Below are 22305 nucleotides of genomic sequence, written 5' to 3'. Positions count from 1 at the left end.
ATGCGCGCGCTACACCACGCTGACGCCGTGCGTCCCCAGGGAGAGCCGGGTCTGCGCGCCCGCGGCCAGCGGGTTCGACAGGTCGGTCGAGACCACGAAGACCGCGCCCAGCGGCGTGTCGAAGCCGTACTCGTAGAAGCTGCCGAGGTAGGCCACTTTCCGCAGCGTGGCCGGCAGGCCGGTGTCGGCCGCCGAGGCTTCGCCGATGCGCCAGGCCTCGGGCCGCACCGCCACCTTGACCGCGCCCGGCGCCACCGCATGGCGCGGCCGCAGCCGCAGCGGCCCGAGCGTGACGTCGCCGTCGGCGCCGGCCACGGCCGGGAACACCATCGCCTCGCCCATGAAGCCCGCGACGAACTCGCTCTCGGGCCGGCCGTAGAGCTGCTCGGGCGTGCCGCGCTGGGCGATCACGCCGTGGTCCATCACGATGATCTGGTCGCTCACGGCCAGCGCCTCGCTCTGGTCGTGCGTGACATAGGCCACCGTGAGCTTGAGCCGCTGCTGCAGTGAGCGGATCTCCTCGCGCATCTCGCGCCGCAGCCGCGCGTCGAGGTTCGACAGCGGCTCGTCGAACAGCAGCACCGCGGGCTCGAGCACCAGCGCGCGCGCCAGCGCCACGCGCTGCTGCTGGCCGCCCGAGAGCTCGCTCGGCAGCCGCTGGTCGAAGCCCACCAGGCCCACGCCGCGCAGCGCCTCGCGCGCACGCGCCGTGGCCTCGTCCTTCTTCACGCCGCTCATGCGCAGGCCATAGCCCACGTTGCCGATCACGTCCATATGCGGGAACAGCGCATAGCTCTGGAACATCATGCTGACGTTGCGCTCGGCCGGCCCGAGCGTGGTGACGTCGCGCCCGCCCATGAAGATCGCGCCCGAGGTCGGCGACTCGAGCCCCGCGATCATGCGCAGGGTGGTGGTCTTGCCGCAGCCCGAGGGGCCGAGGATGGTGGTCAGCGTGCCCTCGGGCACCTCGAAGCTGATGCCCTTGACCGCCAGCGGCGCGTTGCGGTCGGCGCCATAGCGCTTGGTGACATCGCGAAATTCGATCCCCGTGTTCATGCCAGCCCCTCCATCTTGTGATGCCCCTGGTGCCCGGGCGCCGTGCCGCGCCGTCCCAGCCTGCGTTCGCCCACCACCCATTGCACCAGCGCGATCGCGAGCGACATCAGGATCATCAGCACCGTGCAGTAGGCCAGCGCGATGCCGTAGTCGCCATTGCCGACGCGGCCGATGATGTAGGTGGTGGCCAGTTCGTTCTCGGCCGTGACCAGGAAGATCACCGCGCTCACGGTCGTCATCGCGCGCACGAAGCTGTAGACCAGCGCCGCCACCAGCGCCGGCTTGAGCAGCGGCAGCACCACCTTGAACAGCGTCTGCGAGGTCGAGGCGCGCAGCATCAGCGAGGCCTCGTCGAGCGAGCGGTCGAGCTGCTTGAAGGCCGCGGTGCCCGCGCGCACGCCCACCGGCAGGTTGCGGAACATGAAGCACAGCACGATGATGAGCCCGGTGCCCGTGAGCTCGAACGGCGGCACGTTGAAGGCCAGGATGTAGCTCACGCCGAGCACCGTGCCCGGGATCGCGAAGGCCAGCAGCGCGCCGAACTCGAAGGCGCCCTGCCCCTTGAACTCGTTGCGCGCCAGCAGCCAGGCGATCAGCAGGCCCAGTGCCGCGGTGATCGGCGCCGAGATGCCCGCGAGCTTGAGCGTGGTGAGCAGCGAGTTCCAGGCCGTGCCGGCCCACACCAGCCCGAACTGGCCCCACTCGAGCGCGAACGCGGTCTTGAAATGCTGCAAGGTGAAGCTGTAGTCGCGCCCCCAGGTCTGCACGAAGCCGCCCGCGAAGGCGAACAGGTAGACCACGGCCGTGAAGGCGATCCACGGCAGCGCGATGCAGTGGATGGTGCGGCGCACGCCATCGGGCAGCGCCATCGGGATGCCGGCGTCGCCCTTGCCGCTGACGGTGGTGTAGTTCTGCCTGCCGAGCAGGCCGCGCTGCAGCGCGAACACGCCGAGCGCGAACAAGGTCAGCACCCAGGCCAGCGAGGCCGCGCGGCCCTGGTCGTACTGCGCGCCGACGATGGCGAAGAAGATGTCGGTCGACAGCACCGAGAACTGGCCGCCCACCACCACCGGGTTGCCGAAGTCGGCGATGCTCTCGATGAAGCCCACCAGGAAGGCATTGGCCAGCCCGGGCTTGAGCAGCGGCAGCGTGATGGTGAAGAAGGCGCGGCGCCGGTCGGCGCGCAGCATCTGCGCGGCCTCCTCGAGGCTGGGCGCGATGCCCTGCACCACGCCGCGCATGATCATGAAGGCGATCGGCGTGAAGGCGAACAGCTGCGCCACCAGCACGCCGGGCATGCCGTAGAACCAGCGCGTGGGCTCGATGCCGAACACGCTTTCGAGCCCCTGGTTGACGATGCCCGCGCGGCCGAACAGCAGGATCAGGCCGAGGCCCACCACGAAGGGCGGCGTGATGATCGGCAGCAGCGCCAGCACCCGCAACGCGCCCTGTCCGCGCCGGCTGCCGCGCTCGGCCATCAGCGCCATCAGCGTGCCGAGGAAGGTGGTGCCCGCGGCCGTCAGCAGCGCCAGCACCAGCGTGTTCCAGGCCACGCCGCAGCGCACCCCGCCCGCGAGGCAGCCCAGGCCCCAGATGCGCTCGGTGAAGACGCGCGCGAGGAAGGCGGCGATCGACACGCGGCCGTCCTCGTCGAGGAAGGCGCCCGACAGCGCGCGGCTCACCGGGTAGGCGATGAACAGCGCCATCAACACGCCGCAGCCGAGCACCGAGGCGGCCACGAACAGGTCGCCCTTGAAGCGGCCGAGCCGCGCGACGCCGAAGGCCGCGAGCAGCACCAGCGCAACGAGCGCCACGAAGCCGCCGGCGCCGATGCCGAACTGGTTGACCCCGAGCTCACCGAAGCGCGCCTCGAGCGCCGCGAAGGCCCAGCCGCGCGCGCCGATCGCGAAGCCCGCGAGCGCGAGCCCCAGGGCACCGCCCGCGCCGCCGGCCAGCAGCCAGCGGCCCTGCGCGCGGCCTGGCGGCAGCCAGGCGCCGACGGCGCAGACCAGCAGGCCCGCCAGCCCGACGAACAGCCACACGCGCCCCTGCGTGGCGGCCTGCATCAGGCCATTGGCGCCCTCGGCGTTGCCGAAGACCTGCGGAACGGCCTCGTACCAGGTCGCATCCTGGATCGCATACCAGGGCAGCAGCAGGTAGGCCGCGAGGCCCAGCAGCACCCAGGCGCGGATCCAGCGCTGGGTGCGCCGCGCCGCGGCCTCCGACGCCGGATTGCGCGGGACCGCCGCGCGGGGCGAGGCCCCGATGGAACGCGCTTCCACTTAGCGCGGCAGCGAGTTGACGTCCTTCTCCCAGCGCGCGATCAGGCGGCGGCGCTCGGCGCTGGCGCCGTACTTGGCGTAGTCGTAGTCGATGAACTTGATCTTCTTGAAGTCGGGGATGCGCGGATCGAGCTTGGCGGCGGCATTGCTCGGCAGCTGGAACTGCTTGTTGGCGGCGCCGAGCTCCTGCGCGGCCGGCGTGAGCGCCCATTCGTAGAACTTCTTCGCGGCCTCGAGGTTGCGCGCGCCCTTGATGATGCTCATGGAGCCGATCTCGGCGCCGGTGCCGTCGCTCGGCGTGATGGTCTCGACCGGGAAGCCCTGCATCTTCTCGCCCGGGCCGTCGTGCACGAAGCTGATCGACACCGCGGTCTCGCCGCGCGCCACGGCCTTGATCGGGCCGGTGCCCGAGCGCGTGTACTGGCCAACGTTCCTGTGCAGCGCCTTGAGGTAGTCGAAGGCCTTGTCCTCGCCCATGAGCTGCACCAGCGTGGCGATCATGGTGTAGGCCGTGCCGCTCGAGGCGGGGTTGGCCACCTGGATGTCGCCCTTGTACTCGGGCTTGAGCAGGTCGGCCCAGGTCCTGGGCACGGGCAGCTTCTTCTTGGCCAACAGCTCGGGGTTGTAGCCGAAGCCCAGCGGGCCCGAGTAGATGCCCACGGTCCTGTAGCCCGACTGCTTCGCCTGCTGCTGGGCCCAGGCATGCAGCTGCGACAGCGAGGGCGACTTGTACTCGAGCGTCAGGCCCTGCTCGGCCGCCTGCAGGTGCGGGTCGCCGGTGCCGCCGAACCAGACGTCGGTCTTGGGGTTGTCCTTCTCGGCGATGAGCTGGGCCAGTGCCTCGCCCGAGCCCTTGAGCGCCATGTTGATGCGGGTGCCGGTGGTGCGCGCATACACGGTCGAGATCACGCTGCACCACTCGGCCTGCACCGAGCAGATCACGTTGACCGTGCCCTGGGCCGATGCCATCGCCGATCCACCCAGCAGCGCTGCCGCAACAAAAAGCTTCTTCATGGAGTTCTCCGCTTCGTTCAATAAAAAAAGGCCTCCCGGCCATGGGTTCAGCGTAGCTTTAGTACAAGTGCATGGAATTGGTACAAGTACCATCGCGATTGGCGGGCCGGCACATTGCCTGCTCGCCCCACAGACCCAAGGAAAGTGTTCCCCATGAGCTTCGATCTCGTTCTGTTCGGCGGCACCGGCGATCTCGCATGGCGCAAGCTGATGCCCGCTCTGTTCCAGGCCTTCCGGCACGGGAGCCTACCGAAGGACGGGCGCATCGTCGGCGTGGCGCGGGACAACCTGTCGGACGACCAGTACCGCGAGCTGATCCAGTCGCGCTTCAATGCCGTCGAAGGCGCCAAGCGGCCCTCGCCCGAGGAGTTCGAGAAGTTCGCCTCGATGCTGCACTACCTGCGCATGGACCTGTCGAAGCCCGACGACTATGCGCGCCTGTCCGACCTGCTCAAGCAGCGCGATGCCGACACGGTCGTGATGTATGTCGCCACCGCGCCGGGCCTGTTCACGCAGGTGGTCGAGCAGATCGCGGCCGCCGGCCTCAACGGCGCGCGCACCCGCATCGTGCTCGAGAAGCCGCTGGGCCACGACCTGGCCTCCAACCGCGCGATCAACGCCGCGGTGGGCAAGGTGCTCGAGGAGAAGCAGGTCTTCCGCATCGACCACTACCTCGGCAAGCCCTCGGTGCAGAACCTGTTCGCGATGCGCTTCGGCAACGCGCTGTTCGAACCCATCTGGCGCCGCGAGCACATCGCCAACATCCAGATCACCATCGCCGAGGACCTGGGCGTGGAAAAGCGCGGCGCCTTCTACGACCAGACCGGCGCGCTGCGCGACATGGTGCAGAACCATGCGCTGCAGCTGCTGTGCGCGATCGGCATGGAGCCGCCGATCAACTCGCACGCCGACGCGATCCGCGACGAGAAGCTCAAGGTGCTGCGCGCCCTCAAGCCCTGGACGCCCGAGACGCTGGGCCTGCACACGGTGCGCGGCCAGTACACGGCCGGCACGGCCTACGGCGAGCGCGTGCCGGGCTACCGCGACGAACCCGGCGTCGACCGCGAGAGCCGCACCGAGACCTTCGTCGCGCTGCGCACCGAGATCGCCAACTGGCGCTGGGCCGGCGTGCCCTTCTACATCCGCACCGGCAAGCGGCTGGCCTCGCGCGACGCGCGCATCGAGGTCAACTTCCGCCCGACGCCGCACGCGATCTTCCGCGCGCCGTCCGGCAGCGCGAACAAGTTCGTGATCAACCTGCAGCCCAAGGACGGGCTCGAGCTGCACATGCTCGCGCAGGCGCAGGACAACCGCCGCAGCAACGGCCGCCAGGACAGCGCGCCCCAGCTCGCACCGGTGCAGCTCGACCTCGACTTCGACAAGCGCTTCGGTTCCGAGCGCGTGGGTGCCTACGAACGGCTGCTGCTCGACGTGATCGACGGCCGGCTCAACCTGTTCGTGCGCAGCGACGAGCAGGAAGAGGCATGGCGCTGGGTCGAGCCGCTGATCGACAGCTGGGCCAGCGACGGCGGACCACGCCCCTATGCGGCCGGCACCTGGGGCCCGAGCGCATCGAGCGCGATGATCGCGCGCGACGGGTTCTCGTGGGGCGAGGAGCAGTAGCTCAGCCGAACTGCACGCAGCGCATGCCGAGCGTGCCCGACTGGAAGCCCTCGTAGACCGTCTTCGCGCGCTCGCCCGCCCCCGCGGCGCCGAGCGCGTAGAGAAACGGAAAGTAGTGATCGGGCGTGGCCACCGCGGTCGATGCGCCCGTAAGCCTTTCATAGCCGATCAGCGCGCGGTCGTCGCGGCCGGCCAGCGCGGCCTTCACCGCATCGTCGAAGGACTGGGCCCAGGGCCGGCTCGCTGCCGGGCCGTCGGGCGTGCCGCGGTCGGTGGCGCGCAGGTTGTGCACCACGTTGCCGCTGCCCATCACCAGCACGCCCTTGTCGCGCAGCGCGGCGAGGTCGCGCCCCACCGCGTAATGGAAGGCCGCGGGCTTGTCGTAGTCGATGCTGAGCTGGAACACCGGCACGTCGGCCTTCGGATAGAGATGCCTGAGCACGGTCCAGGTGCCGTGGTCCAGGCCCCATTGCTCGGTGGCGACCACCGGTGACTGCTTCACCGCCGCGGCCGCGTCGCGCGCGAGCGCGGGATGGCCGGGTGCGGGGTAGTCGATGTCGTGCAGCGCCTGCGGAAAGCCGCCGAAGTCGTGGATGGTCCGGGGCCGGGCCTGCACGCCGACGCCGGTCGCGCCGCTGCTGAGCCAGTGCGCCGAGACGCTGAGGATGGCCGTGGGCCGCGGCAGTTCGTGGCCCCAGGCGACGAGCCGGCGCGTGAAGGCGTTGTCGGCCAGCGCATTCATCGGCGAACCGTGGCCGATGAAGATCACCGGCATGCGCCGCGCGGGCGTACCACCGGCGGCCGACACCGCCTGAGAGACCGAGGCCAGCGTGCCCAGCACGGCGGTCGCGCCGAGCGCCGAGCCCATGAGGAAGCCGCGGCGGCCAAGCGCACGCAGCGCGCCGGCGTCGGAAGGAAGAGGTGTCATCGGAAGGGGCATGGCGCGGTGCAAAAGAGGCCGCGCCACTGTGCCGCGATGCGGCGCGCCCGGCTGTGCCTTTGCGCACATCTTCGTGCGCCCGACCCGATCTTCAGATTCGCCCCTCCTCCGCCGCATGGCAGGCCACCTGCACGCCACGGATGCTCTGGAGCTTCGGCCGCTCGGCCGAGCAGCGCGCATTGGCATGCGGGCAGCGCGGATGAAAAGCGCAACCCGCGGGCGGGTTCAGCGGATTCGGCACCTCGCCCTGCACCGGCGTGCGCGCTCGCCCCGTGTGCTTCATCTGCGGAATCGCGTCGAGCAGCATGCGCGTGTACGGATGCTGCGGCGTCGCGAACAGCTTCTGCTTGTCCGCCACCTCCACCAGCCGCCCCAGGTACATCACGCCCACCTGGTCGGCCACGTGGCGCACCACCGCGAGGTTGTGCGAGATGAACAGGTAGGTCAGGCCCTGTTCGCGCTGCAGGTCCTTCATGATGTTGAGCACCTGCGCCTGCACGCTCACGTCGAGCGCCGAGGTGGGCTCGTCGCAGACCAGGAACTCGGGCTGCGTGGCCAGCGCGCGCGCGATCGAGATGCGCTGGCGCTGGCCGCCCGAGAACTGGTGCGGGTACTTGCTCATGTCCAGCGGCGACAGGCCCACCGACTGCAGCAGTTGGCCCACGCGCTCGCGCAGCTGGGCCTTGTCGCTGAGGATGCCGTGCTCGCGCAGCGGCTCGCCGATGATGTCCTCGACGATCCAGCGCGGGTTGAGGCTCGCGTAGGGGTCCTGGAAGATCATCTGGATGCGGCGGCGCAGCTTGCGGCCCTCGGCGGTCTTGAAGGCCGCGTGCGCGTCCTGGCCGTCGAACTGCAGCCCGCCGCGCGTGGGCGCATACAGGCCCACGAGCAGGCGCGCGACCGTGCTCTTGCCACAGCCCGATTCGCCGACCAGCGCGAGCGTCTTGCCGCGCTCGATCGAGAAGCTCACGCCATCGACCGCATGCAGCAGCACGCGCGGCTTGCGCTCGAGCACGCGGTTGAGCCAGGGCGGCGAGACGTCGAAGGTGCGTGCGAGGTCGTGGGCCACCACGAGCGGCTCGCCGCCGGTGGCCTCGCCGGGTTCGATCACGGCACTCATCGCGTCACCTCCACGATCGGTTCGGCCGCCTCGGGCGTGGCGCGTTCGCCGGCCACGAGCGCATCGTGATGCTTCGCCGCGATCTCGGCCTGGCCGGTGTGCGGATCGGTCGCGTCGTGCAGCCAGCAGGCGGCACGCGTGGCGCCCGCGTGCATCAGCTCGGGCCGCTCCTCGAGGCAGCGCGCGAAGGTGCGCGGGCAGCGCGGGTTGTAGGCGCAGCCCTTGGGGATCGCATTGAGCCGCGGCATCGCGCCGTCGATCTGGTTCAGGCGCTCGCGGTCGCTCGCCATGTCGGGGATGGAAGCCATCAGGCCCGCGGTGTAGGGATGCGCCGCCTGGTGGATGACCTCGTGCACCGGGCCGATCTCGGCGATGCGGCCCGCATACATCACGGCCACGCGGTCGCAGGTCTCGGCGATCACGCCCATGTCGTGCGTGATCAGCATCACGGCCGCGCCGCGGTCCTTGCAGATGCGCTTGAGCAACTGGATGATCTGCGCCTGGATCGACACGTCGAGCGCGGTGGTCGGCTCGTCGGCCACGATCAGCTTGGGCTCGGCCGCGAGCGCGAGCGCGATCACCACGCGCTGGCGCATGCCGCCCGAGAACTGGTGCGGGAAGTGGTCGATGCGCTGCTCGGCGGCGGGAATGCCGGTGTCCTGCAGCAGGCCGATGGCGCGCTTGCGCGCTTCCGATTCGGTTACCGGCAGGTGGGTGCGGATGGTTTCGATGAGCTGCCGGCCCACCGTGTAGAGCGGGTTCAGCGAGGTCAGCGGGTCCTGGAAGATCGCGCCGATCTTGCGGCCGCGGATCGGCCGCATCGCATCGAAGCCGAGGTTGTCGATGCGCTGGCCCTCGAGCAGGATCTGGCCGCCGGCCACGCGGCCCGGCGGTTCGAGCAGGCCGATGATCGAGGCGCCCGTGAGCGACTTACCGGCACCCGATTCGCCGACCACACCGAGGATCTCGCCGGGCGCGATGTCGAAGGAGATGTCGTCGAGCGCGCGTAGCGTGCCGCGGCGGTTCGGAAATTCGACGACGAGGTTCTTGACCTGGAGCAGTGTCATGGCGTGTCTCCCGCTTCTTCAGCGCAGCCGCGGGTTGAGCGCATCGCGCAGCCAGTCGCCCAGCAGGTTCACGCTGAGTGCGATCAGCACCAGCATCGCGCCGGGGAACACGGTGATCCACCATTCGCCCGAGAACAGGTACTGGTTGCCGATGCTGATGAGCGTGCCCAGCGAGGGCGAGGTCGGCGGCACGCCGACGCCGAGGAAGGACAGCGTGGCCTCGGTGATGATCGCGGTCGCGACCTGGATCGTGGCCAGCACCATCACCGGCCCGAGCACGTTGGGCAGCACGTGGCGCAGCATGATGCGGATCGGCGCGACGCCGGTGACGCGCGCGGCCTGCACGTACTCCTTGCTGCGCTCCACCAGCGTGGAGCCGCGCACGGTGCGTGCGTACTGCACCCAGCCGGTCAGCGAGATGGAGATGATGAGCACGCCGAAGGCCAGCGAATCGTTGGCATGCGGGAACAGCGCGCGGCCCACGCCGGCGATCAGCAGCGCGACCAGGATCGGCGGGAACGAGAGCATCACGTCGCACAGGCGCATGAGGAAGGTGTCGAGCCAGCCGCCGAAGAAGCCGGCCAACAGGCCCAGCACGACGCCGACGAAGACCGACAGCACCACCGACACCACGCCGACGATCAGCGAGATGCGTGCGCCGTAGATCACGGCCGAGAGGATGTCGCGGCCCTGGTCGTCGGTGCCCAGCAGGTATTTGGCCGAACCGTCGGTGGTCCAGGCCGGCGGCAGGCGCGCATCGCCGAGTTCGAGCGATGCGAGATCGAAGGGGTTGTGCGGCGACACCCAGCCGGCGAAGGCCGCGCAGAACAGGCAGGTCAGCGCGATCAGCGCCGCGACGATCGCCACCGGCGAGGTGCGGAAGCTGTAGCCGACATCGCTGTCGAACCAGCGGGCTATGGTTCTTTTCATCGCCGGGCCGCCCCAAGAGGAAAAGCGGCCCCCTCGGGGGGCAGCGGACCTTGCGCAGCAAGGAGAGCGTGGGGGTTGTTTTTCATCGTGAAAGCAAAAGGAATGGGCCCGCAAGAAGCGGGCCCATGGTCAGGCCGCAAGAGCAGCGAAGGGCCCCATCAGGGCTTGACGCTCATCCACTTGAAATACATGAAGTTGTCGGCCAGCTGCACCAGCTCGACCTTCTTGCTCACGCCCCAGGCCAGCGACTGCTGATGCAGCGGCAGCGTGCCGACGTCGTCCGCATGGATCTTGAAGGCTTCCTTGATCAGCTCGTTGCGCTTGGCCTTGTCGCTCTCGGACTGGATCTTCTTCGTGACCTCGTCGAGCTTGGGATTGCAGTAGGCGCCCAGGTTGAACTGGCCCGTGCCCTTGTCGTCGGGGCAGGAGGTCAGCGAGCTCAGCGCGTTGTGCGAGTCGTAGGTGGTCGGGGTCCAGCCCAGCATGTAGAAGCTGGTGTCGCGGCGCAGGATCTTCGGGAAGTAGGTGCCCTTGGTCTCGGCCACGAGGTTGATCTTGACGCCGATCTTCGCGAGGTTGGCGGCCACGCTCTGGCAGATCTGGCCGTCGTTGACGTAGCGGTCGTTCGGGCAGTTGAGCGAGACCTCGAAGCCGTTCGGATAGCCGGCCTCGGTCAGCAGCTTCTTGGCGGCCTCGACGTCGAAGGGCAGGCGCTTGTCCTGCTCGGCGGTCCAGCCGTTGATGCCGGGGCCGACCAGCAGGCCGGTGGGCCGCGAGGCGCCGCGCATCACGGTGCGCTGGATGCCGGCGATGTCGATGGCCTGGTAGAAGGCCTGGCGCACGCGCTTGTCCTTGAACGGGTTCTTGCCCTTGATGTTCGAGTACTGCAGCTCGTCGCGCTTCTGGTCCATGCCCAGGAAGATGGTGCGCAGCTCGGGGCCGGTGATGACGCGCGCGTTGGGCGCGGCGTTGATGCGCGCGATGTCCTGCACGGGCACCGGCTCCATCACGTCGACCTCACCCGAGACCAGCGCCGCCACGCGGGTGGCGGGGTTGGCGATCGGCGTGAAGACGATCTCCTGCGCGTTGCCTTCGATCTTGCCCCAGTAGGTGCCGTTGCGCGTGAACACGGTGCGCACGTTCGGCTGGCGTTCGCGCACGCGGAACGGGCCGGTGCCGTTGGCCTTGAACGAGGCCGTGTTCTCGATGCCCTTGCGGCGGTCGACCGGCTTGGTGGCCTGGTTCTCCTCGCACCACTTCTTGCTCATGATCATCGTCAGCGAGATCACGTCGGGCAGGATCGGGAACGGGCCGTTGGTCTCGATCTCGACGGCGAGCTCGCCGACCTTGCGCACGGCCTTGATCTCGCTGAGGGTGGCCTTCATGTCGGAGCCGTCGCCCTGCGCGCGCGCGAAGCTGAACACCACGTCGTCGGCGGTGAACGGCGTGCCGTCGTGGAACACCACGCCCTTGCGCAGCTCGAAGCGCCAGACGTCGGGCGAGGTCTGTTTCCAGCTGGTGGCCAAGAGCGGCGCGAGGCTCAGGTCCTTGTTGCGGCCCACGAGGGTTTCGTAGACGTTCGCCGTCACGCTGAGCTGCAGCGATTCGTTGAGCGAGTGCGGATCGAGCGACAGCGCGTCGCCCTGGTTGGCGATGCGAATGGTCTGCGCGCCGGCGACCATGCTGACGGCGCCCAGGGCGCACACGACCGCGGCCGCGGCCACATTTCTTCTGAGACTCATGGGAAACACTCCTCGGGTTGGGATCAAAACAATCAAGGCGCCGCGGTGGCGGCAGCTCTCTCGGGCTGCTCGCCGCGGGTCGCGGCGAGCGGCATGCCCTGCTCGATCAGGCCGGCGTGCAACGCGGCGCCGAGCGGCAGGATCTCATCGTTGAAGTCGTAGCGGCTGTTGTGCAGGAAGGCGCCGCGGCGCGCGTCCTGGCCGATGCGCAGGTAGGCGCCGGCCTTCTTCTGCAGCATGAAGGAGAAGTCCTCGGCGCCCATGCTGGGCTCCATGTTGCGGTCGACGTTGGAGGCGCCGACCAGCGACTCGGCCACGTCGGCCGCGAACATGGCCTCGGGCGTGGTGTTGATGGTGGCCGGGTAGATGCGCTCGTACTTGATGCTGGCGGTGGCGCCGAAGCCCGCGGCGATCGAAGTGCACAGCTCGCCCAGGCGCTGCTCGACCTGCGCCTGCACGCGCGCGCTGAAGGTGCGCACGGTGCCGACCAGCGTGGCCTCGCCGGGCACCACGCTCATCGCGCCGAGGTCGCCGGCCTGCATCGCGCAGATGCTGACGACGGCGGCGTCGATCGGTCGCACGTTGCGCGACACGATGGTCTGCGCGGCCGTGATGATGTGGGCGGCGGCGATCACCGGATCGACCGTGAGGTAGGCATGCGCGCCATGGCCGCCCTTGCCCTTGATCTCGATCGTGATGCGGTCGGCCGCGGCCATCATCGCGCCGCGGTTGATGCCGACGGTGCCGGCCGGCATCGCGGGCCAGTTGTGCATGGCATAGACCGACTGCACCGGGAAGCGGTCGAACAGGCCGTCCTCGATCATCACGCGCGCACCGGCGTAGCCTTCCTCGCCGGGCTGGAAGATCAGCACCGCGGTGCCGTCGAAGTTGCGCGTTTCGGCGAGGTAACGCGCCGCGCCCACGAGCATGGCCGTGTGGCCGTCGTGGCCGCAGCCGTGCATCAGGCCCTCGGTGGCGGAGCGCCAGCCGAAGTCGTTGTCCTCGCGCATCGGCAGCGCATCCATGTCGGCGCGCAGGCCGATCATGCGGCCGCTGGCGGTGGAGCGGCCGCGGATCACGCCGACCAGGCCGGTCTTGCCGATGCCCTCGTGGATCTCGTCGACGCCGCAGGCGCGCAGCGCCTCGCGCACGCGGCCCGAGGTGTAGACCTCCTCGAAGCCCAGTTCGGGATGCGCATGCAGGTCGCGCCGGAAGGCCTCGATCTCGGGATAGAAGCTCGCGATGTGGGCGAAGGCGCGGCCGTTGGCCTGCAGGCGCGCGGCGGGCGCGGGAGGCGGCGCGGGTGCGGGTCGCGTTGCGCTCGTCTTCGAGGTGGCGCTCATGTCAGTGTCCTCCCGCCTTGCCGATGCGCAGCCGCGGATCGACCACGAAATACAGCAGGTCCACGATGAGGTTGATGGTGACGAAGATCAGCGCGATCAGGCACAGGTAGGCGGCCATCACGGGGATGTCGGCGAAGGTCACGGCCTGGATGAACAGCAGGCCCATGCCGGGCCACTGGAACACCGACTCGGTGATGATCGCGAAGGCGATGAGGCCGCCGAGCTGCAGGCCGGTGATGGTCATCACGGGCACCAGCGTGTTCTTGAGCGCGTGGCCGAAGTGGATGGCCCGGTTCGACAGGCCGCGTGCGCGCGCGAACTTGATGTAGTCGGTGCGCAGCACTTCGAGCATCTCGGCGCGCACCAGCCGCATGATCAGCGTGAGCTGGAAGATCGCGAGCGTGATCGCCGGCAGCACGATGTGCATCCAGCCGTCGGACTTGAGCAGGCCGGTGGACCACCAGCCGAGCTGCACGGTGTCGCCGCGGCCGAAGCTCGGGAACCAGCCGAGCGTGACGGCGAAGACCAGGATCAGCAGGATGCCGATCAGGAAGGTGGGCAGCGACACGCCGAGCAGCGAGACGGTCATGAAGACCTGGCTCATGAAGGTGCCGCGGCGCAGCGCGGTGTACACGCCCATCGGGATGCCGACCAGCAACGCGAGCAGCGCGGCGACCAGGGCCAGCTCGAGCGTGGCCGGGAAGCGCTCGCCGATCAGGCGCGAGACCTTGGCGCCCTGGCGCAGGCTCAGGCCGAATTCGCCCTGCGCGGCATTCACCAGGAAATGCCAGAACTGCACGAAGAAGGGACGGTCGAGCCCCAGCGCGGAGCGCATTTCGCGGATCTGCTCGGGCCGGGCGTCCTGGCCCAGCAGGAACACGACCGGGTCACCCACGTATTGGAAGAGAAGGAAGGCAATGAACGCGACCGCGACCATCACGATCACGGCCTGGATCAGGCGGCGCAGTACGAAGGCAATCATTCAGTTCTGAAAAAGAGCAGGCATGCTAGCAGTGCAAACTGCGTGCCCGCACGGGGGTTCCCCCGGGGTGCACGCGCTTGGTGCGTGTACTCTTTCGAGAGCGGCGCGAGGGTAACTCGACGGACCCGGTGCCGATGGAAAGCCCATGAAAAAAAGCCGCTCGACTTGCGTCGAGCGGCTTCTTGATCTTTCGATTCGAAGCTGGCTTGCGCCAGCGTCAAATTAGAAAGCGTGACGGATACCGAAGTCGTAGCCGGTAGCGCTCTTCGGAGCGTACGTTTGGCCAGCGATCGTGCCGAAGCCAGGCGAGCCACCGGTGGTGATGCCCAGGATGCTGTTGTTCTGACCGTTCTTGATGCTGATGCGCGACAGCGTAGCGTACAGAGCCGTACGCTTCGACAGGTTGTGCACGTAGCCCACAGCGAACTGGCTGGCGCGAGCGCTGCCGTCGTTGTAGAAGTTCAGCGGAACCAGAGCGCTGTCAGGCTTGAACTTGACTTGCGAGTACGAAGCGCGGATCAGGCCAGGACCGACGGGGACCGTCGCGCCGAGCAGAACGCCGTTGTACTTGTCCGACAGGCCTTGGGTGTAGATGAACGGCAGGCCCAGCAGCGTCAGCGACTGGCTGCGGTCATACGCATCCTTGACTTGCGAGATTTCGCCGAACAGCTTGACCGGACCGAAGTCGTACGAAGCGCCCAGGTTGAAGGTCTTCAGCTGGTCCTTCGAGTAGCCCGAAGCCAGGCCAGGCAGAGGAGCGCCGTCCTTGGTGTCGATGCCGTAGGCGGCAGCAACGTCCAGGGGACCGTTGGCGTAGCCGAAGCGACCGCCGACGTAACGACCGCGCTTGCTCGGGCTGTTCAGGACTTCGTCCGACTTGACGTTCTCATGCAGAGCGTACTGGAACTGACCGTAGAAACCGCCCAGGTTCGGGGGCAGGAAGTAGGCGATCGCGTTGCTGGTACGGACATAGCTGTCCGAGCCGGCTGCACCGTTCGGTGCGCCACCGTGGACCGAAGCCAGGTTCACGTTGGTACGGAAGATCGCGCTGGAGCCCACGCCGTTGGTGCCGAAGGGGTCGAACACGGTGTCGTTCCAGAACGTGGCGGTGTAGTCACGACCCAGACGAATTTCACCGAAACCACCCGACAGGCTCACGGTCGAGCGGCGAGCGAAGTTGGAGATACCACCCTTGCCGTCGTCGTTCGTGATCGGGGCTTCGAGCCAGAAGCTGGCTGCCAGGCCACCACCGAGGTCTTCCGTACCACGGAAGCCGATGCGGCTGGAGTTGTAGCCCGAGTTCGACAGGGCGGTCTGGCTGCGCTTCAGCGAGCCGGGAACGCCGAACGGGGGGATCGCGAACGGGTTGGCGACGATCAGATTGCTCTTGGTCGAATAGCCGCTGACTGCAGCGTCAACCACGCCGAACAGCGTCACGGACGATTGAGCCGAGGCAACACCGGCAACAGCCAGGGCAGCCAGAGCAACTAGAGATTTTTTCATTGCAAGTTTCTCCAAGGTTAAACATAGGGCTCCGGCGCGAAGGGCTCACCGTGACTGGCACTTCTGTGCTCCCACCGGACCCCGGGCCAACCTCCTTTTGGGAAGTTGTCGCTATTGCACCAGAGCCGCTGCGGCAGGGCAAAACAATTCAGCCGAAATCTCCTACCCCCGCCGCGTTTCGTTGCAGTGATGCAACAGAGGGCTTAGGGTCTTTCGATCTCACGATATGAAACAAACTCACCAGGATTGGTGCTTTGGCAAGTTGCGTTCCAATCCCTTCATGACGACTTCGCTCGACCCCCTGCTGACCGCCGCCGATTCCGCGCTCCGGACGCTCTTTGCCCGTCCGCATGCCACCCGCGCCACCCCCGTCCCGAGCCTGGCTCCGGGGGAATTGAGCGATGTGGAGCGACGGGAAGCCGGTGCGCTGATGCGCGTCAACCATGTCGGGGAAGTCTGTGCGCAGGCGCTCTACACGGCGCAGGCCGCCGTGGCGCGCGACCCCGTGCTGCGTGCGCAGTTGCTCGAGGCGGCACACGAGGAAACGGACCACCTGGCCTGGACGCGCGAGCGCCTGGACGTGCTCGGCGCGCGGCCTTCGGTACTCAATCCGCTCTGGTACGCGGGCGCATTCGGCCTGGGACTGGTCGCCGGGCGGCTCGGCGACCCGCTGAGCCTGGGCTTCGTGGCGGAAACCGAGCGCCAGGTCGAGGCGCACCTCGACAGCCACCTGGACCGGCTGCCCTCGGCGGACAGCGCCTCGCGCGCCGTGGTCGAACAGATGAAGGCCGACGAGGCCCGGCATGCCGAGAATGCCGTGGCGGCGGGTGCCGCGGAGCTGCCGCCGCCCGCCAAGGCCCTGATGCGCGTCGCCTCACGGGTGATGACGACCGTGGCGCACCGGATCTGACCCCGGAAAGGATCAGGCTTCGATCAGGTCGAAGCTGGTCGTGATCTCGGCGGTCTTGGCCAGCATGATGCTGGCGGAGCAGTAGGTCTCGTGACTGAGAGCGATCGCTCGCTCCACCGCGGAGGCCGGAATTCCCTTGCCGGCCACCGTGAAGTGCATGTGGATCTTGGTGAACACCTTGGGATCCTTCTCGGCCCGCTCGCTGGTCAGCTTGACGCTGCAGCGCTCGACCTGGTGACGGCCGCGCTTGAGGATCAGCACCACGTCGTAGGCCGTGCAGCCGCCGGTGCCCGCCAGCACCGTTTCCATGGGGCGCGCCGCCAGGTTCTGGCCGCCGTTCTCGGGTTTCGCCGCGTCGGGCGCACCGTCCATCATCAGGACGTGGCCGCTGCCCGTCTCGGCCACGAATCCCATGGACGAGCGCGCACCCGCATTGCCGGTCCAACTTACAGTGCATTCCATCTTTTTCTGAACTCCGGTTCCGGATGTCTGGCAAAAATCACACCCGACATCGTTATCTGTGTGGGAAAAGCATCACTCGCTTGTTGCATCGCAACAAACAACCGATATACTTTATTTCATTGCGCACCCCGGTGCGTGCAAGTTGTCTCCTCCACCCTTCCAATTGGTGGATTTAGCCCCGAGCCGCAAGGCTTGGGGCTTTTTTCTTGGCGGCTCCCCCCACTCCAGTCATCCGAGGCCGGCCACTCTAGCCAACCGCCCCGAAGGGCAGCTGCTCTGGCTGCCCTGGCTGTTGCCGGTGTTGCCTCGGCCCAGTCTTCCGTCACGTTGTTCGGTGTGGTCGATGCCGCAATCAGCAACTATTCGACGAAGAGCACCTACTACAGCCCGCTCGCGAACCCCTTCCTCGTGGCGCCCGTCGGCGTGAAGCAAAGCCAGACCGCGCTCTCGCGTTCGGGCTACAACTCCAGTCGCCTGGGCTTCCGCGGCACCGAAGACCTCGGTGGCGGCCTGGCCGCCAGCTTCTGGCTCGAAGCGCCCATCAGCAACGACGACGGCTCCAAGGGCGTCGCCGACTTCAGCCGCCGCTCGACCGTGAGCCTGTCGGGTGGCTTCGGTGAAGTCCGCCTGGGTCGCGACTACACCTCGACGTTCTGGAACGACACCGTGTTCGATCCGTTCGGCACCAATGGCGTCGGCACCAACCTCATCGCCACGATCAACAGCAACCTGTCGACCTCGTCCGGCCCCGGCTCTGCCGTGGACAAGACCGACAACTACTACCGCGCCAGCAACAGCATCGGCTACTTCCTGCCCCCGAACCTGGGCGGCTTCTACGGCCAGGTCCAGTACGCGCTGCACGAGAACGTGAAGTCGAGCGGCCTGCCCGAAAGCCCGTCGACCAAGGGTCGCTACGTCGGTGGTCGCTTCGGCTACGCCAACGGCCCGATCGACGTGGCTGCTGCCTATGGGCAGAGCACCGCGGCCGACAGCGTGACCCTCAGCAACCTGTCGTTCATCACCGGCTCGCAGGATCGCAAGATCAGCACCTTCAACCTCGGCGCTTCGTACGACTTCGGTCCGGTCAAGCTCTTCGGCGAGGTGTCCCGCGTGAAGGACAAGAACGAAACGGGCGCGAGCTCGAGCTTCGTGAACCCCCTCACGCTGCAGTCGGTCCCCTACTTCGCCACCACCTCACAGAGCGACAAGTACAACGGCTACCTGCTGGGCGTGACGGTGCCGGTCGGCCCGGGCCTGATTCGCGCTTCGTACTCGACCGTCAAGTTCAAGAACGGCGCACCGCTCAGCGTCACGGAAGCGCTCTTCGGCGGCAACCGCGATGCCTCGGCGAACAAGCTCGCGATCGGCTACGTGCACAACCTGTCGAAGCGCACGGCGCTGTACGCCACGGTGGCTCGCATCCGCATCAAGGACGGCCAGAACAACCCCGGCGTGATGGGCGCAACCGCGGGCGGTTCCCCGGCTTATCTGGATGCCACCAAGAACCTCGGCTGGGCTCCGCGCACGGCCACCGGCTACGACATCGGCATCCGCCACGCGTTCTAAGCTGACCTGAAAGAAGCCGATTCCGATGCTGGCTCTCGCCAGATCGAATCCTTCTCATGCCAAGCCGCCCGGTTCGCGCCGGGCGGCTTTTTGGTCGTATGTGCCGAGCGTTCCGTCGACGCTCTTCCTCTTCCCGAACCCGCCCTTCACGTGCCTGCGGCACCGGCCTCGAGCCTCGAGGACCGGCGCGCTCATTGCAGCCCTCTTACACCGTGCGCCCCCGACGGCTTTGCAGCAGCCCCACATTCATTTCTCCATTGAGCACCGACGCATAGAAGCGCTCGACCATGTTGACGCTCGTTCGCGCATTGCGCGCCAGGGTCAGCATGTCGATGCCCTGTCCATAGAGCAAACGCAACGTGATGGCGGTATGGCGCAGGCAATAGAGCGTGCGATCCTGCCCCAGCGGCCCCTTCTCGATGCCCTCGACCTCGAGCACCCAGTGAAAGAGGAAGTTGAGCACCGCGAGCGCGTGCTCGCGGTTCTTGAGCTGCGGCAGGAAGATGTAGTCGTCCGCGCCATCGAAGCCGTGCCGCGCACGGTGCGCGACCAGGCGCTCGTAGACGCGCACCGCGGGCTGCAGGCTCACGATGGGCTGGCTGTGGCGCTTCGTCTCCGGCAGGTTCATGCGCAGGTAGACATGCTTCGCACGCACGACCTCGATGTGCTTGTGCTTCATGAGCTTGATGTCGCTCGGCCGCACGAAGGTGTTGACCATCCAGCGGATCAGCCACGGCATCTCGTCGGGCATCACCAGCAGTTCGCGCGCGATCCAGAAGCGCTCGCCGGGCGCCAGTGCATCGAGCACGGGATGCGACCGTCCGCGCAGCCTGCGCGCCGCGGCGATCAGCGCGCGGTACTCGGCCACGCTGAAGCTGCCGCGCGGCCGGCTGCGCACCTTCACCTTCGGAAACAGCGGCGCTTCGCGCAGCACGCCGATGTGCACGCCATGCATCACGACCTTGCGCAGCAGCACGAGGTACTGCGCGATGGTCGTGCTCGTGAAGCCCTCGTCGCCGAGCCGATCGATGAGCCGTTGCGCATCGCGCGTGGTGAAGGCCTGCGCGGGCAAATCCCCCAGCAATGGAAGGACATGCGCGCGCAATCTGTTGCCCATCACCTGCCAAGTGGGCCGTCCGATCTCCCCACGTTGAACGCGCGCCGCCTCGGCGCGCATCAACTTTTCGGAAAGATCACTGACAGAAATTGATAACAGATTCTGTCCGTCTTTGAACTTTTCGGCGGCCGGTTGGACTGCGGGATAGGTGCGTCCAAAAAAACCGGAATCATTGGCGGCAGGCGCGTTCGGAAAGAGAGTTATGACATTTGTGTCCATGTCGTCTCCCGTATGCAATCCCGATGCCTCTTATCATTCGTTGTTAACAAAATTCTCCCCAGGAACAATCGTGCGCCATGCACCTCCGTCGGCACTGACACCTGCTGACTATCTCCGAAAAATTCTTAACGCCCGCGTGTACGACGTGGCGGTCGAATCGGCGCTCGAAAAAGCACGCGCGCTGAGCGAGCGAATCGGCAACACCGTGCTGCTCAAGCGCGAGGATCAACAGCCGGTCTTCAGCTTCAAATTGCGCGGGGCCTACAACAAGATGGCGCACCTGAGCGCCGAGCAACTCGCCAACGGCGTGATCTGCGCATCGGCCGGCAACCACGCGCAAGGCGTGGCGCTCGGCGCGCGCAAGCTCGGCGCGCGCGCGGTGGTGGTGATGCCGGTGACCACGCCCAAGCTCAAGATCGATGCGGTGCGCGGTTTCGGCGGCGAGGTCGTGCTGCACGGCGACAGCTATTCCGATGCCTACACGCGCGCGCTCGAGCTGCAGGCCGAACAGAACCTGACCTTCGTCCATCCCTTCGACGATCCCGAGGTGATCGCGGGCCAGGGCACGATCGCGATGGAGATCCTGCGGCAGCACCAGGGCCGGCTCGACGCGGTCTTCGTCGCGATCGGCGGCGGTGGCCTGATCTCGGGCGTGGCCAACTACATCAAGGCCGTGCGTCCCGAGATCAAGGTGATCGGCGTGCAGATGAACGACTCCGACGCGATGATGCGATCGGTCGCCGCGCGCCAGCGCGTGACGCTCACCGACGTGGGCCTGTTCGCCGACGGCACCGCGGTCAAGCTGGTGGGCGAGGAAACCTTCCGCGTCGCGAGCGAGCTCGTCGACGACTACGTCTCGGTCGACACCGACGCGGTCTGCGCCGCGATCAAGGACGTGTTCGTCGACACGCGCAGCATCGTCGAGCCCTCGGGCGCGCTGGCGGTGGCGGCGATCAAGCAGTACGCCGCGCGGCACGGCCGCCATGGCGAGACCTACGCGGCGATCCTCAGCGGCGCGAACATGAACTTCGACCGCCTGCGCTTCGTGGCCGAACGCGCGGAAGTCGGCGAGGAGCGCGAGGCACTGTTCGCGGTCACGATCCCCGAGGAGCGCGGCAGCTTCCGCCGGCTGTGCGAGCTGGTCGGCCAGATGCCGATCGGCGATGCCGACACGAACGCGGCCTCGCCGGGCGGCGGCTTGCGCAACGTGACCGAGTTCAACTACCGCATCAGCGACGCGGCCCAGGCCCACGTCTTCGTCGGCCTCACGACCTCGACGCGCGGCGAGTCGGCGGTCATCGCCAAGGCCTTCGGCGAGAACGGCTTCGACGCGCTCGACCTCACGCACGACGAGCTCGCCAAGGAACATCTGCGCCACCTGGTGGGTGGCCGCACCGGCCTCGCGCACGACGAGCGCCTGCTGCGCTTCATCTTCCCCGAGCGCCCCGGCGCGCTGCTCAAGTTCCTGAGCCTGATGCGGCCGAACTGGAACATCAGCCTGTTCCACTATCGCAACCAGGGTGCGGATTACGGCCGCATCCTGGTCGGCCTGCAGGTGCCGGCCGGCGACGGCGAGGCCTTCGATGCCTTCCTCGAGACGCTGGGCTATCCCTACGTGGAAGAAACCGCGAACCCCGCGTACCGCCTGTTCCTCCAGGCCTGATCCGAAGGCCCGAAGGCGCCGCGGCGGTGCCCCCCCAAAAAGAAAACCGGCGCGATGCCGGTTTTTTTTCTTCCTGCCGAACGCGCGACGGCGCGAAGGCTACTGCGCGGTCGCCCCGCCCTGCCCGGGCTGCGGCATCGGCGCCCCGCCATCCGGCTGCAGCGCGCTGGCGGCGGGCGCCATTGCAGGCATGGTCGCGGGCAGGCCCCCCACATTCGCCGGCGCCTGCATGACGGGCGCCGTACCGATCGGCGGCGGCACGCTCACGTTGATCGGTGCCTTCACCGGCAGTTGCAAGGTGAAGGCGGCCGGCGCGTCCATCCGCGTGCCCAGCGTCGCCGAGCGCAGCCCGACCGACTGCAGCACATAGCCTTCGCCGACGCGCGCCCCCACGCGGAAGGGTCGGGGCGGCTTGCCGTCGACGGCGATCAGCGCCGCGCCCTGGCTCGAGGGGTCGGCCACCACGCCCGCGAGCGCGAAGCGGCTGGCCGCCTCGGGCGCCACCGGCGCGTTGCTCGAGGCCGGCAGCACGCCGAAGATCCGCGCCACCGCGTCGGTGTCGGCGGCCGCGGCGGGCCGTCCGGCGGCAGCGGCGGCGGCCACGGTCTGCACCGGCGAAGCCAGCCGCAGCCCCCAGAACACGGCCGCGCCGGCCGCGAGCGCCCACAGGCCTGTGGTTGCGAGGGGCGCATGCCAGCGCGCGGCGGTATAGGGACTTGTCATGGCCGCGGATTATCATGCAGCGCGCTTTCCGAACCATGTCACC

General features: G+C 67.9%; 18 protein-coding genes. 4 read left to right on the top strand and 14 right to left on the bottom strand.

The features are described 5' to 3' along the window. Positions 1-9: 9 nt before the first annotated feature. From R0232_RS07340 to R0232_RS07330, 3 genes are read right to left on the bottom strand one after another with little or no spacing between them, the layout of a single operon-like run. Positions 10-1056, bottom strand: coding sequence for an ABC transporter ATP-binding protein (locus R0232_RS07340; protein ID WP_431511717.1), 1047 nt, complete (start codon positions 1054-1056; stop codon positions 10-12). Then, positions 1053-3338 (bottom strand): ABC transporter permease, encoded by a 2286-nt coding sequence (locus R0232_RS07335; protein WP_431511716.1) that lies wholly within the window; start codon positions 3336-3338, stop codon positions 1053-1055. Before R0232_RS07335 ends, R0232_RS07340 begins: the two co-directional genes overlap by 4 nt. Further along, positions 3339-4352, bottom strand: a complete 1014-nt coding sequence (locus R0232_RS07330; RefSeq protein ID WP_398501326.1) for an ABC transporter substrate-binding protein — start codon at positions 4350-4352, stop codon at positions 3339-3341. 153 nt (positions 4353-4505) lie between these two features. Between R0232_RS07330 and zwf the strand changes: the two genes are divergently transcribed. Further along, positions 4506-5975, top strand: a complete 1470-nt coding sequence (gene zwf, locus R0232_RS07325; protein ID WP_296783216.1) for a glucose-6-phosphate dehydrogenase — start codon at positions 4506-4508, stop codon at positions 5973-5975. Position 5976: 1 nt separating this feature from the next. Here the strand turns inward: zwf and ygiD are convergent, their stop codons facing one another. From ygiD to R0232_RS07285, 8 genes are all read right to left on the bottom strand, one after another. Further along, positions 5977-6903: a 4,5-DOPA dioxygenase extradiol gene (ygiD, locus tag R0232_RS07320; protein ID WP_431511715.1), complete on the bottom strand. Its 927-nt coding sequence runs from the start codon at positions 6901-6903 to the stop codon at positions 5977-5979. 103 nt (positions 6904-7006) lie between these two features. After that, positions 7007-8035, bottom strand: a complete 1029-nt coding sequence (locus tag R0232_RS07315; RefSeq protein WP_431511714.1) for an ABC transporter ATP-binding protein — start codon at positions 8033-8035, stop codon at positions 7007-7009. Next, complete coding sequence (locus R0232_RS07310) at positions 8032-9102, bottom strand: ABC transporter ATP-binding protein (RefSeq protein WP_296780711.1); 1071 nt, start codon at positions 9100-9102, stop codon at positions 8032-8034. Before R0232_RS07310 ends, R0232_RS07315 begins: the two co-directional genes overlap by 4 nt. An 18-nt stretch (positions 9103-9120) precedes the next feature. Then, positions 9121-10032 carry an ABC transporter permease gene (locus tag R0232_RS07305; RefSeq protein WP_208508448.1) on the bottom strand — a complete coding sequence of 304 codons (912 nt, stop codon included), beginning with the start codon at positions 10030-10032 and terminating at the stop codon, positions 9121-9123. Positions 10033-10190: 158 nt separating this feature from the next. Next, entirely contained in the window at positions 10191-11774 is a 1584-nt protein-coding gene (locus R0232_RS07300) for an ABC transporter substrate-binding protein (RefSeq protein ID WP_093355484.1), read from the bottom strand. Between the two features lie 32 nt (positions 11775-11806). Beyond that, on the bottom strand, positions 11807-13117 hold the full coding sequence (locus tag R0232_RS07295) for a M20 aminoacylase family protein (RefSeq protein ID WP_431511713.1): 1311 nt from the start codon (positions 13115-13117) through the stop codon (positions 11807-11809). Between the two features lies 1 nt (position 13118). Further along, positions 13119-14099: an ABC transporter permease gene (locus tag R0232_RS07290; RefSeq protein ID WP_093355481.1), complete on the bottom strand. Its 981-nt coding sequence runs from the start codon at positions 14097-14099 to the stop codon at positions 13119-13121. Between the two features lie 222 nt (positions 14100-14321). Then, complete coding sequence (locus R0232_RS07285; protein ID WP_208508449.1) at positions 14322-15602, bottom strand: porin; 1281 nt, start codon at positions 15600-15602, stop codon at positions 14322-14324. Positions 15603-15882: 280 nt separating this feature from the next. Here R0232_RS07285 and coq7 point away from each other — a divergent pair, with 280 nt between their 5' ends. Then, entirely contained in the window at positions 15883-16512 is a 630-nt protein-coding gene (gene coq7 / locus R0232_RS07280) for a 2-polyprenyl-3-methyl-6-methoxy-1,4-benzoquinone monooxygenase (protein ID WP_431511712.1), read from the top strand. 12 nt (positions 16513-16524) lie between these two features. On the opposite strand, the gene R0232_RS07275 is transcribed toward coq7, so the two are convergent. Beyond that, on the bottom strand, positions 16525-16974 hold the full coding sequence (locus R0232_RS07275; protein ID WP_057594099.1) for an OsmC family protein: 450 nt from the start codon (positions 16972-16974) through the stop codon (positions 16525-16527). 276 nt (positions 16975-17250) lie between these two features. On the opposite strand from R0232_RS07275, the gene R0232_RS07270 reads away from it, so the two are divergent. Further along, positions 17251-18540, top strand: a complete 1290-nt coding sequence (locus tag R0232_RS07270) for a porin (RefSeq protein ID WP_431512871.1) — start codon at positions 17251-17253, stop codon at positions 18538-18540. A 205-nt stretch (positions 18541-18745) separates the two neighbouring features. Here the strand turns inward: R0232_RS07270 and R0232_RS07265 are convergent, their stop codons facing one another. After that, positions 18746-19624 carry a hypothetical protein gene (locus R0232_RS07265; RefSeq protein ID WP_431511711.1) on the bottom strand — a complete coding sequence of 293 codons (879 nt, stop codon included), beginning with the start codon at positions 19622-19624 and terminating at the stop codon, positions 18746-18748. A gap of 322 nt (positions 19625-19946) precedes the next feature. Here R0232_RS07265 and ilvA point away from each other — a divergent pair, with 322 nt between their 5' ends. Then, positions 19947-21539 carry a threonine ammonia-lyase, biosynthetic gene (gene ilvA, locus R0232_RS07260; RefSeq protein ID WP_431511710.1) on the top strand — a complete coding sequence of 531 codons (1593 nt, stop codon included), beginning with the start codon at positions 19947-19949 and terminating at the stop codon, positions 21537-21539. 99 nt (positions 21540-21638) lie between these two features. On the opposite strand, the gene R0232_RS07255 is transcribed toward ilvA, so the two are convergent. After that, positions 21639-22262: a type II secretion system protein N gene (locus R0232_RS07255; RefSeq protein WP_431511709.1), complete on the bottom strand. Its 624-nt coding sequence runs from the start codon at positions 22260-22262 to the stop codon at positions 21639-21641. Between the last annotated feature and the right edge of the window lie 43 nt (positions 22263-22305).

It is taken from the genome of Variovorax sp. DAIF25, assembly GCF_050711835.1.
Lineage (GTDB): Bacteria > Pseudomonadota > Gammaproteobacteria > Burkholderiales > Burkholderiaceae_C > Variovorax.
Note: the sequence above shows the minus strand (reverse complement) of the source record. Positions and strands in the feature narration are given on the sequence as shown.